Source organism: Geomonas agri, assembly GCF_020179605.1.
In the GTDB taxonomy this organism is placed as follows: domain Bacteria; phylum Desulfobacterota; class Desulfuromonadia; order Geobacterales; family Geobacteraceae; genus Geomonas; species Geomonas agri.
The window spans coordinates 1,261,274-1,273,848 of record NZ_JAINZO010000001.1 but is presented as its reverse complement, the minus strand read 5'-3'; the positions used below and the strand labels follow the sequence as shown (position 1 = coordinate 1,273,848).

11 protein-coding genes are annotated in these 12,575 nt (G+C 62.0%); 3 read left to right on the top strand and 8 right to left on the bottom strand.

Translation table 11 applies throughout. The features are described 5' to 3' along the window. Positions 1-8: 8 nt before the first annotated feature. From K7R21_RS05545 to rd, 7 genes are all read right to left on the bottom strand, one after another. Positions 9-1,169, bottom strand: a complete 1,161-nt coding sequence (locus K7R21_RS05545; RefSeq protein ID WP_224982281.1) for an ABC transporter permease — start codon at positions 1,167-1,169, stop codon at positions 9-11. A gap of 235 nt (positions 1,170-1,404) precedes the next feature. Continuing rightward, entirely contained in the window at positions 1,405-1,623 is a 219-nt protein-coding gene (locus K7R21_RS05540; RefSeq protein WP_224982280.1) for a heavy metal-binding domain-containing protein, read from the bottom strand. 2 nt (positions 1,624-1,625) lie between these two features. Next, positions 1,626-4,175: a heavy metal translocating P-type ATPase gene (locus K7R21_RS05535; RefSeq protein ID WP_224982279.1), complete on the bottom strand. Its 2,550-nt coding sequence runs from the start codon at positions 4,173-4,175 to the stop codon at positions 1,626-1,628. 21 nt (positions 4,176-4,196) lie between these two features. Then, complete coding sequence (locus K7R21_RS05530; RefSeq protein ID WP_224982278.1) at positions 4,197-4,487, bottom strand: metal-sensitive transcriptional regulator; 291 nt, start codon at positions 4,485-4,487, stop codon at positions 4,197-4,199. A gap of 270 nt (positions 4,488-4,757) precedes the next feature. Beyond that, positions 4,758-7,571 carry an aconitate hydratase AcnA gene (gene acnA / locus K7R21_RS05525; RefSeq protein WP_224982277.1) on the bottom strand — a complete coding sequence of 938 codons (2,814 nt, stop codon included), beginning with the start codon at positions 7,569-7,571 and terminating at the stop codon, positions 4,758-4,760. 9 nt (positions 7,572-7,580) lie between these two features. Further along, positions 7,581-8,915 carry an FAD-dependent oxidoreductase gene (locus tag K7R21_RS05520; RefSeq protein ID WP_224982276.1) on the bottom strand — a complete coding sequence of 445 codons (1,335 nt, stop codon included), beginning with the start codon at positions 8,913-8,915 and terminating at the stop codon, positions 7,581-7,583. 21 nt (positions 8,916-8,936) lie between these two features. Then, positions 8,937-9,095, bottom strand: coding sequence for a rubredoxin (rd, locus tag K7R21_RS05515; RefSeq protein ID WP_199388743.1), 159 nt, complete (start codon positions 9,093-9,095; stop codon positions 8,937-8,939). Positions 9,096-9,323: 228 nt separating this feature from the next. Here rd and K7R21_RS05510 point away from each other — a divergent pair, with 228 nt between their 5' ends. The 3 genes from K7R21_RS05510 to K7R21_RS05500 are packed head-to-tail and all read left to right on the top strand — an operon-like array spanning position 9,324 to position 11,357. Further along, positions 9,324-10,526 (top strand): MFS transporter, encoded by a 1,203-nt coding sequence (locus K7R21_RS05510; RefSeq protein ID WP_224982275.1) that lies wholly within the window; start codon positions 9,324-9,326, stop codon positions 10,524-10,526. A 50-nt stretch (positions 10,527-10,576) separates the two neighbouring features. Continuing rightward, on the top strand, positions 10,577-10,957 hold the full coding sequence (locus K7R21_RS05505; protein ID WP_224982274.1) for a VOC family protein: 381 nt from the start codon (positions 10,577-10,579) through the stop codon (positions 10,955-10,957). 19 nt (positions 10,958-10,976) lie between these two features. After that, positions 10,977-11,357 (top strand): pyridoxamine 5'-phosphate oxidase family protein, encoded by a 381-nt coding sequence (locus K7R21_RS05500; RefSeq protein ID WP_224982273.1) that lies wholly within the window; start codon positions 10,977-10,979, stop codon positions 11,355-11,357. Positions 11,358-11,571: 214 nt separating this feature from the next. On the opposite strand, the gene nrfD is transcribed toward K7R21_RS05500, so the two are convergent. Next, positions 11,572-12,558 carry an NrfD/PsrC family molybdoenzyme membrane anchor subunit gene (gene nrfD / locus K7R21_RS05495; RefSeq protein ID WP_224982272.1) on the bottom strand — a complete coding sequence of 329 codons (987 nt, stop codon included), beginning with the start codon at positions 12,556-12,558 and terminating at the stop codon, positions 11,572-11,574. Positions 12,559-12,575: the final 17 nt, after the last annotated feature.

Sequence of the window (12,575 nt, the reverse complement as noted above, 5' to 3'; positions counted from 1 at the left end):
TTCCTCTCTTAGAGTGCCCTCAGGGCTTCGGTCGGGTCCATCTTGCTGGCATGCAGCGCAGGGTAGAGACTGGCCAGGATGCCGAGCAGCAGCGCCAGCGCTATCGAGCCGAAGGCTACCGTCGTGTCCCAAACCAGGTGCGCGTTCTTAGTCTCAGCCATGAACGGGAGGGCAAGCTTGGCGCCGCCCATGCCCGCCGCGTAGCCGAGCACGCCGGCCAGCAGACTCACCAAGGCGGCTTCGAGCAGGATGATGCGCATGATATGGCTCTTCCGGAAGCCGATGGCGCGGAACACGCCGATTTCGGTGGTGCGTTCGTTGACGCTCCCCATCATGGTCACGAAGACGATGAGGGAACCGATGAAGACGACGACGCTCCCCATGGCATAGGAGAAACGCTTGAACTGGTCCAGGGCCTTGAGGCGTCCCGCCACGACCTGCTGGATCGCTGACACCTTGCTGTCCGGCAGCAGTTCCGCGATCTGGGTCACCATATCGGAGATGGGGCAACCGGAGCAGAGCGCGGCGACCTCGGCCATGGTTATCTTCCCTTCCTTGCCCAGGATCTTCTGCGCCTTGGGCAACGCGATGAAGACCAGCGAATCGTCCTGCGAACCGGTCTGGTTCAGGACGCCGGCCACCTTGAACTTCTCACCCTTTATCTCGATACTGTCCCCCGAGGTCGCGTTGAGCGTGTTGGAGGCGTCGCTTCCCAACAGCACCTCGTTGTCGCCTTTGGGCTCGCTGCCGAAGATCTGCCACCACTGCTTCATCTTCAACTCCGCCGCGAAGTCGACGCCGACCAGCAGGACGTCGTGGTTACCGACCTTAACGCCGCCCAGCACTTTCGGGGAGATGGAGGAGATGTTCTTGTTGTTCTTGATTTTGCGGACCTTGTCGAGATCCTCCTGCTTGATCTCACGCTGGTCGAAGGTGACGCCGCCCAGGTTGATGCCACCGTAGTTCATGGACAGGCCGTTACTTTGCGGGGTGATCAGGATGTTGGCGCCGAACTCGTCCATCTTCCGCTCGATGTCGTTGGACATGGACCGGGTCAGGGTGACCAGGGTCACGATGGTGGCGATGCCGACCATGAGGCCGATGGTCAAAAATGCCATCTTGGCCTTGCGGCGCTTCAGGTTGTTGATCGAGATGGTGTGCAGTTTCATCGTGTCTCCGTGCTGCGGGTTGAAAGATGCCGCGGGACCGAGGAGGAGGAGCCCCGCGGCATCTTCTTTCAACGACTAACGGCTACTTGTTTATCAAGTGTCGTGCCAACTGGCGACCAAGAGTTTAAGTGCCTGGAAAAGCGCAACCCGCGCGGGTCTGCGCTCTCGGGACGGCAACGGCCGCGGAAGAATATTCAACGTAGGCAGAAGAATATTCCACACACGGCCGCTCTGACTACTTCCTCAACTCGTCGCTGCTAACCAGCTTCATCCCGCAGATCGAGCAGTCAGCAGTGGGATCGTCGCTGGTGATCCAGGGATGCATCGGGCAGGCATACCGTGCTCCCTTGGCGGCAGCAGGCTTGTTGGTAGCTTTTTTGCCGAAAAAGAACCAGAGGTTGAACGAAATCAGGGCGACTCCGCCCAGAGTTACCAGTATCTGAGACGTATCCATGGCTATCCCCTCTCTACGGTAAACCCGCGCAAACGCAGGGCGTTGGTAACCACGCTCACTGACGAGAGCGCCATGGTGAGCGAGGCGATGATCGGGCTCAGGAGCCACCCGGTGAACGGGTACAGGATCCCCGCGGCGATCGGGATACCGAGGATGTTGTAGATGAAGGCGAAGAACAGGTTCTGCTTGATGTTGGCGATGGTGGCCCGGGAGAGCGCGATGCTGGAGATGACGCCGTTGAGGTCGCCGCGCACCAGCGTTATGTCGGCCGCCTCGATGGCGACGTCGGTGCCGCTCCCCATGGCGATCCCCACGTCGGCCTGGGCCAGCGCCGGTGCGTCGTTGATGCCGTCCCCGACCATGGCGACCACCTTGCCCTGCGCCTGCAGTTTCTTGACCTCTTCACCCTTGCCATCCGGCAGAACCTCAGCCACCACGCGGTCCACGCCTACCTGGCGGGCAATGGAGTCGGCGGTGCGGCGGTTGTCGCCGGTCAGCATGATCACCTCGAGCCCGAGTTCGTGCAGGCGCTTCACAGCGGCGGCGGACGTTTCCTTGATCGGGTCGGCGACGGCGATGACACCGGCGAACCGTCCGTCAATGGCTACCAGCACCGGGGTCTTTCCCTCATCCGCCAACCGGTGAGCCTTCGAAGGATTAACGGCTACAGCGTGGTTATTCAGCAGCAGCTCGGTGCCGATAAGGATCTTCTTGCCTGCCACCTCGGCCTCGATGCCATGCCCAGGGATGGCATTGAAACCGCTCACCGGCAGCCGTTCCAGTCCCTCCTCCTCAGCCGAGCGTACGATTGCCTCCCCAAGTGGGTGCTCGCTGCCCGCCTCAGCGGAGGCCGCCAACTTCAGCAAGGTCTGCCGATCGTCCAGGAAGCTTTCCACGTCGGTGACTGAAGGGACGCCGCGGGTGATGGTGCCGGTCTTGTCCAGAACGATGGTTGTCAGCTTGTGGGCGGTCTCAAGCGCCTCGCCCCCCTTGATTAGGATGCCGCTCTGGGCGCCGCGCCCGGTCCCTACCATGATGGCGGTCGGCGTGGCGAGCCCCAGGGCGCAAGGGCATGCGATGATCAGCACCGAGACGAAGGTGAGCACCGCCATATTGAGACGCGTCTCCGGCGGCGAAACGTCGAACCAGATCACGAAGGTTGCAATGGCGAGACTGATCACCACCGGTACAAAGTAGCTCGCGATGAGATCGGCGAGGCGCTGAATAGGGGCCTTGCTCCCCTGGGCCTGTTGCACCAGACGCACGATCTGTTGCAACACGGTGTCCTTGCCGATCCTGGTGGCACGCATCCGGAACGAGCCGGTCTTGTTCAAGGTAGCACCGATCACGGTGTCGCCTGTTTTTTTGTGCACCGGCAGCGGCTCACCGGTCAGCATACTCTCGTCCACCGAAGAACTCCCCTCGATGACGTCACCGTCCACCGGTACCTTTTCGCCGGGACGAACTACGATGACATCGCCAAGCACCACCTCGGCGATCGGGATATCCTCTTCCCTGTCATTGCGAACCACGCGGGCCAGCTTGGGCTGCAGGCCGATAAGGGCATGGATGGCGCCGCTGGTCTTACTGCGGGCGCGCGCCTCCAGGAGGCGCCCCATCAGGATCAGCGTGACGATGATGGCGGCCACCTCGTAGTAGACCCCAACCGGCGAGGCCATGGCATGTGCGTGCCCGGCGGTTGCGCCAGACGAGCCAGCTCCGGCCATCAGCCACTCCGGGGCGATGGTCGCGACCAGACTGAAGACATATGCGGAGAGGGTGCCCAGGGCTACCAGCGTGTTCATATCCGCCACCCGGTGTTTAGCCGCGGCCCAGGCGCCAGTGAAGAACTCCCGACCGGCCCAGAACAGCACGGGAGTGGTGAGGGCGAGCTCGCCCCATGCGCGTCCCGGGAAGTTGAAGGAATCCGCCAGCGCAGGGATTACGTGTCCCCCCATGGCCAGCACGGCCACCGGCAGGGTCAGGGCCAGCGCCAGGAAGAACTTGGTCCGGTTCTTCCTGTACTGCGCCTCGTGCACCTGGGTCTGCGCCTCCAGCATGCCGGCCTCGTCCGCCTCCCCTCCGCCGCCGGATTCCAGGACGTCGTAGCCCATGTCGCGCACCACCTGCTTGAGCGCATCAGGAGAAGTTCCCTGGGGATCGTACTTGATCGTGGCGCGGGTGGTGGCGAAGTTGACCGCTGCGGTGACAACGCCGGGCGTTGTATTCAGCGTCTTCTCGATCCGGCCAGCGCACCCGGCGCAGTTCATACCCAGAAGCGGCAGCTCGCACTGTTCCACCTGCTCCGGTGCATGCAGCTCGTGCGTCTCATGTGTCGCAGGCGGGGTCGGCGGCTCTACCGGTGCAGCCGACTCGCCCGGCACGGGCACGGCAGCTTGCGCGAGGTAGGTTTCGGGAGAAGCAAGAAACTTCTCCAGGCAATTCACCGAGCAGAATTTGTAACTGGTGCCTTTATGGGTAGCGGAAAGGGGAGCAGCTGCGCCGACTTCCATCCCGCACACCGGGTCGCGAAATAATACCTTCTCAGCCATGTACTTGTCCTCCCTAACTCACTACTTCAGGAACCGTGACAATGCCGTCTTCACCTCGTCCATCAACTGCTGCTGGCTCATCGGTTTGGCCTGGTCGTGCTGCTTGTCGCCCCCCTGCCCCAGTACGCAGTTTTCAAGGTGACGAGTCAGTAGCTCCACTCCCAAAGAATCGAGTGCGGAGCGCACAGCGGAAATCTGGTTCAGGATATCTACGCAGTAGCGCTTCTCCTCCAGCATCCGCTCGATACCGGCCACCTGCCCGGCGATCCTTTTGACGCGCGTGTTCAGCTTGTTTTTTGACGAGTCGCTCATAGCTCCCTCCAGCCTTCGGGATACCCCACGGGGGTATCTCCAGTTAGATCGACAATACCCCCAGGGGGTATTAAAGGTCAAGTGAGAACTGTAGGGGCGAATAATCATTCGCGCGACTTCCGGGTTGGAATGCGAGTGCGGAGGGACTAGGCGGGGACCGAGGCGACTCCTCCCCCTGGAGGGGGGAGGTTGGGAGGGGGGGAACCGTTGCCGGCGAGCCCCCTCCCCGCCCCTCCCCCTCCAGAGGAGGGAATCACAGTCAGACGAGGTCTAACTCTTGAGGAACTGTCTCAATACATACGGCAGAATGCCGCCGTGATGGTAGTAATCGAGTTCGTTGGAGGTGTCGATGCGCACCAGCACGGTGAAGGATCCGCTGGAGCCATCCACGCCGGCGTACTTCACCTCGAGTTTCTGTCCTGGCGTCAGGTCGTTCAGCCCGGTCATGTCGAAACTCTCAGTGCCGTTGAGGCCGACACTCTTATAGCTTTCACCAGGGAGGAACTGCAGCGGTAGAATCCCCATGCCGACCAGGTTGGAGCGGTGGATCCTCTCGAAACTTTCAGCGATCACCGCCCGGACACCAAGGAGCTTGGTCCCTTTGGCGGCCCAGTCGCGCGAGGAACCGGTGCCATACTCCTTGCCGGCAATGACGACCAGCGGCATCCCCTCGGCCCGGTACTGCTCCGAAGCATCGAAGATGGACATCTGCTTGCCGCTGCCATCACCCTTGGCGAAGAACATGGTGACACCGCCTTCCACGCCGGGAACCAGCACGTTCCGGATGCGGGTGTTGGCGAAGGTGCCGCGCACCATGACCTCGTGGTTGCCGCGGCGCGCGCCGTAGGAGTTGAAGTCCTTGGGCTCGATGCCGAGCGACATCAGGTAGCGACCGGCCGGGGTCGCCTTGCCGATGGAACCGGCGGGCGAGATGTGGTCCGTGGTGATGGAGTCGCCCAAGAGAGCGAGGCAACGCGCGCCGGTGATATCTTGAACCGGCTGCGGCTCGGGCGGCAGTTCGAGGAAGAAGGGAGGCTCCTTGATGTAGGTTGAATCCTCCTGCCAATGGTACAGTTCACCGCTGGGAACAATGAGACTGCGCCACTCGTCGTCGCCGTGGAAGACATCGGCGTAGTTAGTGGCGAAGGACTCGGCATGGACGCAGCTTTGCACCAGTTCCGCCACTTCCTTGTCGTCCGGCCAGATGTCCTTAAGGTACACCGGTTCGCCGTTGGGATCGGTGCCGAGGGGGTCCCGGGTCAAGTCGATGTTGATGTTGCCGGCGAGGGCGTAGGCGACCACCAGCGGGGGCGAAGCGAGGTAGTTGGCCCTGACGTGGGCGTTGATGCGCCCCTCGAAGTTGCGGTTGCCGGAAAGGACCGCCGCTACCGCGAGATCCCCTTCCACAACCGCACGCGAGATGTGGTCAGCCAAGGGGCCGCTGTTGCCGATGCAGGTGGTGCAGCCGTAGCCGACCAGGTGGAAGCGGAGCGCATCAAGGTAGGGCGTCAACCCGGCGGCGGCCAGGTAGTCGGTCACCACCTTGGACCCCGGGGCAAGGCTAGTCTTCACCCAGGGGCGCACCTGGAGCCCACGCCGCACCGCATTTCGCGCCAGAACGCCAGCCCCGATCATCACCGAGGGGTTGGAGGTGTTGGTGCAACTAGTGATGGCCGCGATGACGATGGAGCCGTGGCACAGGTTGTAGCTGGTGCCGTCGGGCTGGCGCACCGGCACGCACTGGCCCAGCGACCCAAGCGCCTTGTCCGGGTGCTCAGCCATCAGTTCCGGAGCGACGGTAACGGGCGAGCCTCCCTCCCCCAGCCACCGGTTCAGGGTCTCCTTGTCCACGTGCGCCGCGTCCTGCTGCCTGAGGGTGACGAGCTGCCTCCTGAATGACCCGCGCACTTCCTTGAGGCGCACGCGGTCCATGGGACGGCTCGGGCCGGCAAGTGACGGCTCCACGTCGGCCAAGTCCAGTTCCAGGGTATCGCTGAACACCGGTTCGGGCCGGTCGGAGGAGCGCCAGAGCTCCTGCTCCTTGAAGTACGCCTCCACCAGCGGCACCACCTTGCCCCTGCCGGAGAGGCCGAGGTAGGCCGTGGTCTGCTCATCGACGGGGAATACGCCGATGGTGGCGCCGTACTCTGGGGCCATGTTGCCGATGGTGGCCCGGTCGGCGATGTTGAGCGAGGCCGCGCCGGGGCCGTAGAACTCGACGAACTTTCCGACCACTCCTTTCTTCCTGAGCATCTGGGTGATGGTCAGCACGAGGTCGGTAGCGGTGGCGCCGGGGCTCAAGGCGCCGGTGAGCCGGAAACCAACCACCTGCGGGATGAGCATGGAACAGGGTTGCCCCAGCATGGCGGCCTCGGCCTCGATGCCGCCGACGCCCCAGCCGACCACGCCCAGGCCGTTGATCATGGTGGAGTGCGAGTCGGTGCCCACCAGTGTGTCCGGCAGCACCCACTCTACCCCGGCCTCGTCCTCCACCGTGTTCACCAGCGCCACTTGGGCCAGGTATTCCAGGTTCACCTGGTGGCAGATGCCCGTCGCAGGCGGCACAACACTGAAGTTGCGGAAGGCGGACTGCCCCCAGCGCAGGAACTGGTAGCGCTCATGGTTACGCTCGAACTCCAGCACCGAGTTGGCCTTCAGTGCGAGTTGGCTGCCGTATTGGTCCACCTGCACCGAGTGGTCGATGACCAGGTCGGCGCGCTGCATCGGGTTGATGTCAGAGGGGCGCCCGCCGAGCCGGTTGAGAGCCGAGCGCATGGCCGCCAGATCGGCCACGGCAGGTACACCGGTGAAGTCCTGCAACAGGATGCGCGCCGGCATGAACTGGATCTCCTGGTCCGGTTCCGCCTGCGCGTCCCAGCGCGCCACCGCCTCGATGTCTGCCTTTTTGACCACCACGCCGTCCTCGCGGCGCAGCAGATTTTCCAGCAGGATCTTCATCGAGTACGGCAGCCGGCTGATATCGATGCCCGAGTTGGCCGCGAAAGCCTTCAGCGAGTGATACCGGTAGCTCTTGCCATCCACGGTGAGCGTGGAGAGGGTGTTGTAGCTGTTTAGTACGCTCATGTCTTCTCCTCAGACTTTTTTTACCGCGACGTTGGCCGCGACCAGGACCGGGTCCCAGACCGGCGCGTAAGGCGGGGAATAACTCAGGTCCAACTCGGCGATCTCGAACACGGTCATGTTCTTGTAGATGGCAGTCGCCAGGATATCCAGCCGCTTGGCGACCACGTCCTCGCCCACCATCTGGCCACCGAGCAGAAGACCGCTTCCTTTCTCGCACAGGAGCACGATGCGGACGGTGCCGCCTCCGGGAAATTCTCCCCTGGTCGGCCCGTCCACCACAACCTTGACCACGTTCTTGCCCAGCGTTTGCAGCTGCCGTTCGTTGAGCCCCGTGGTGGCCACGGTGTAGTCGAAAAACTTGAAGACCGCGGTCTGGTCGACGCCCCAGAACTCGGTCATCTTGTCGGGGTTGCAGATGTTGTGGCCGATCACCCGCCCCTGCTTGTTGGCAGCTGGCCCCAGCGGGAAATACGAGTTCAACCCCAACTGCCGAACGTAGTGCTCGGCGCAGTCCCCGCCGGAGAAGACACCGTCCAGGTTGGTGCGCAGGTAGCGGTCCACCTTGACCGCGCCGGCAACACCCAGTTCACCACCGGCCGCGGCGAAGAGCGCCGTGTTGGGCCTTGCCCCGGCTGCCACAACGACCATGTCGGCCTCGAACGTCCCCGCGGAGGTCTTCACCTTCCGGCCCGACTTCTCCTCGATATCAACACCGGTAAAGATCTCGATCCCCTTATCCAGCGCCTTCGCCACGACCTTCTCGCGCACCTCCTCGCAGAAGGAGGGGAGAATCACCGGCGCCTTCTCGACGATCACCGGGGCGAGTTTCAGGTTGGTCATGACGTCGGCAACTTCCAGGTTGGTATAGCCGGCCCCAATCAGGAGCACCTTCGAAGGAGGGGTGCGGTAGAGGAATTCCTTGGCGCGTCGGGTATCTTCCAGGGTGCGAAAATAGAAGACGTCAGGATCGTCGAAGCCGGGATAATCGAGACGGATCGCTTTGTTTCCGGTGGCATACACCAGAAAATCATAACTTTCACTGTAGCTTTTACCGCTCTGTAGATCGGTAATCTCGACCTTCTTCCCGTCCGCATCGATGCGGGTCACTTCCTGGTGCAGCCGATAGTCGACGCCGCGCTCGCTGCGGATGGTCACCAGGGGCATGGCGTACAGCTTCTCCACCGGGCGGTCCCTGAAGAAGAGGTTGTACGGCATGCCGCACGCTGCGTACGAAACGTCGCCGCTTTTCTCCAGGACGATGACCTCAGCCTCGGGTGACTGTCGCTTGATCTGGCTCGCCGCCGAAAGTCCGGCTGCTATGCCACCGATTATCACGCACTTCATGATCGGTTCTCCCCGAGAGGCCTATTCCGGCTCGAACATGCTCTTGTCGACACCACAGATGGGGCAGACCCAATCCTCCGGGATGTCCTCGAAAGCGGTTCCCGGAGCTACACCACTATCAATGTCCCCGACCTCTGGATCGTAGATGTACCCACAAACAGTGCAGCGATACTTTTGCATGACGTCCTCCTCCCAAGTTGATGTAGCCGTCACCCGCGCCGATACGCTTGCGCAGCCGGTGCCTGTGCCGAAAAACATTCATAAAAAGTAGCTGGCGACCCATTAATGTCAAGCCGCCTCTTAATCATTAGAGACAGCGGTATATACAGGCGACGCCATCAGTGCTAAGAATAGCGCTCTGCGCGGCTGGAGCCGGCGCGTGAACCGCAACACGAAACCGGAGAGTTCATGAAAGGTGTACTGGGGAAATTCGATACCGGACTTTTGGCCTCGGAGCAGCGCCCGATGCTGCGCTTCCTGGTGGTGCTTACCGCAGCCTCTACCATCGGCCTGCAGGGCTATACCATTCTCTTCAACAACTTCGCCGCCGAGATGGTGCATCTGAACGGCAGCCAGGTGGGGGTAACCCAGTCGGTGCGCGAGATACCCGGGCTCTTGTCGCTTTTGGTGGTGTTCGTGCTGCTGCTGGTCCGGGAACACAAGCTGGCTGCGCTTTCCATCGTCCTACTCGGCCTGGGGACCGGCATCACCGCCCTAATCCCCTCCTACGGCTGGGTCATCTTCACCACCGTGGTCATGAGCTTCGGCTTCCACTACTACGAGAGCACCAACCAGTCACTCACGCTGCAATATTTCTCGACCGCTGTGTCGCCACTCATTTTCGGTCGTCTGCGTGCGCTCGCGGCGGTATCGAGCGTCGTCGCCGGCATCATCGTGTACTGCCTGAGCGGCATCGCGCAGTACCGCGAGATGTACCTGACCATCGGCGCACTGGTGCTGGCAGCAGGAATCTGGGGGCTGTTCCAGAACCCCACCCACGCCGGCATCGTGCCGCAGCGCAAGAAGATGATCCTGCGCCGCCGGTACTCGCTCTTTTACCTTATGACGCTCCTGTCCGGCGCACGACGCCAGATCTTCGTGGTGTTTTCCATTTTGCTCCTGGTCCAGGTGTTCCACTTCACGGTACGCGAGATGACCATCCTCTTCATCGTCAACAACGTGGTGGCCTACATCCTCAACTCGCTGATCGGCAAGGCGATCAACCACTTCGGCGAACGCACCATCTCGTCCATCGAGTACTCCGGCGTTATCGTCATCTTCCTGGTCTATGCCTTCACCACCTCCAAAAATCTGGTCATGCTGATGTACATACTCGACAACATCCTCTACAATTTCGAAGTTGCAATCAGGACCTACTTTCAGAAGGTGGCCGATCCTGCCGACATCGCCTCCTCCATGTCAGTGGGTTTCACCATCAACCACATAGCTGCCGTGTTCCTGCCCGCACTGGGCGGGTACTTCTGGATGATGGATTACCGCATTCCTTTCATTGCCGGCACCGTGCTTGGTGTCATCTCGCTCATCGCGGCACAGTGGATGCGGGTGCCCGACCAAGCAACGGAAGCGGCACTCATAGCAGAGCCACAGTAAACATCACAGCAGATAATGCGGTAAGTAGATACAGCAATAAGGAGATAAGTGTGTTTAAGAGAATCGATCACATCGAGATAATTCCCGCAGACTTCGAACGCTCCATCCGGTTTTATACCGATGTCCTCGGCTTCACCGTACGGCAGCAAATGACAGTGGCGGCAGCGCCGCTCGAGGAAATCGCCTATCTCGCCTTGGGGGACACGGTGCTGGAGCTGATGCGGGTGAAGGATCCGACCATAACGGCGGCAGAGCCTTGGAGCACCGGTTACCGGATGATGGCGCTGGAGGTGGAAGACATGGATGCCGTCCTAGCCTACCTCGCCGGCAAAGGCATCACCCCCAGTTGGGGACCGGTAGCGCTGGGACCTTCCAAACGTGCCGAGATACGGGATTGCGACGGATTTCCCATCGAACTGAGACAGTGGTAGCCACCAAAGGAGGAGCTATATGATGATTCCCATTCCTGACAAGATGAAAGAAGTGATGGCGCATGAGGGCGTGGTGGCCATAGTGACGCAGGGCATTGAAGGCCCGCACATGGTCAACACCTGGAACAGCTACCTGAGGATCAGCCCGGACGGGAAACTGCTGGTGCCGGTCGGCTACATGCACGTGACCGAGAACAACCTGGCCCAGAACCCGCGGGTCCTGATCACGCTGGGCACCCGTGAAGTCGAAGGAAGTCACGGCCCCGGCACCGGGTTCTTCGTCGAGGGTACCGGGACAATCCTCGACTCCGGCCCCAACTTCGATTCCACCAAGGCCACCTTCCCCTGGGCCAGGGCGGTCATGGAAATCAAGGTCTCGGCCGCCAAACAGACGCTGTAGCTGTAGTGGCCGGTCTCCCCTCGCCCTTCGGGAGAGGGGCCGGGGGTGAGGGTGCTGCAGTAGGCAACGTCTCATATTGGGCATCCCCCTCACCCGCCCTTCGGGCACCCTCTCCCGGAGGGGAGAGGGATCGACTAGACGGAATAAAGAAGAGCGCCGCAGGATTCCCTGCGGCGCTCTTTGTGTGTGCTGTCCACCACGCTGTCCGCCAGCCTTACCGCCTCATCCTGCTACGCTGCAAATTGATGGTCGTCTGCGGCTCCCGCGCCGCTGTCTTTCCCGCCTCCAGCAGCGCGAAGCGCAGGCAGATGGCACCGATGGTGGTAAGGGCACCACTTACCTTCCTCTTCAAGGGTGAGCGTACCGGCAGCAACTCCACCAGGATACCGGAAACCAGTGCGGCCTTGGCCGCCGTCCACAGCACTCCACCCTTCCCCTCCCTTGCGGCCGCGCCTACCTCGGGCACCGCCGCATCGCTCCTCTGCATGGCAACCATGCAGGCGGCTTCGCCCGCTTTGCCGACCATGCCGAAGCGCTGCACCACCTTTTCCTCACGCTTGTCCAGCGGCATCATTTGCAGCACGCCAGCCGTGCTGGCCGCCGCTGACGACATGAACAGCATCGGCAGGAGCAGCCGCCGCTCGCGCCAGAGCGGGTTGGCAGTGTTGCCCAAAAGCACCCCGGTGTAACCAGCCACCAGGAGTCCTCCCAGCGCCGTGCCGTAACGGGTAACCACACCGGAGCGATCACCCTGCAGCAGGGAGAGGGTCGCCATCATGCCGGTGCCTGCAAGCGACCAGGAACCGACACTCATGGGAGAGCTGGGGCGCAAAACGCGCAGCATGTTCAGGAACCGGCTCATCTTGCCCAGGTCGTAGGTGAGCAGTGCCGGACCGACCGTGGTGCCGGCAAAGGCCAGCAGACGGCACCAGGCCGCCAACCTGCGCAGGCGCTTCTTGCCGTGCAACGCCGCGGCCAGCATGGCGCTCCCTCCAGCCACCCCGCCGACGTAGAAGTACGCCGGCACCGACCAGATCCACACCGGCTCCTTGATCAGTGCCAGCCCGTAGTAGTTCTGGTCGGTGCGGTGCTGCGACGGAACTTGCCGCCACAACGGCACGATGCCTCCGGCATCCGGTTCAGGACGCTTTACCTGCTGTGCGGCCCCCTCGCCTATCTGCAGCGCGAGTTCCGGACTCATCTCCCTTCCTACGTGCA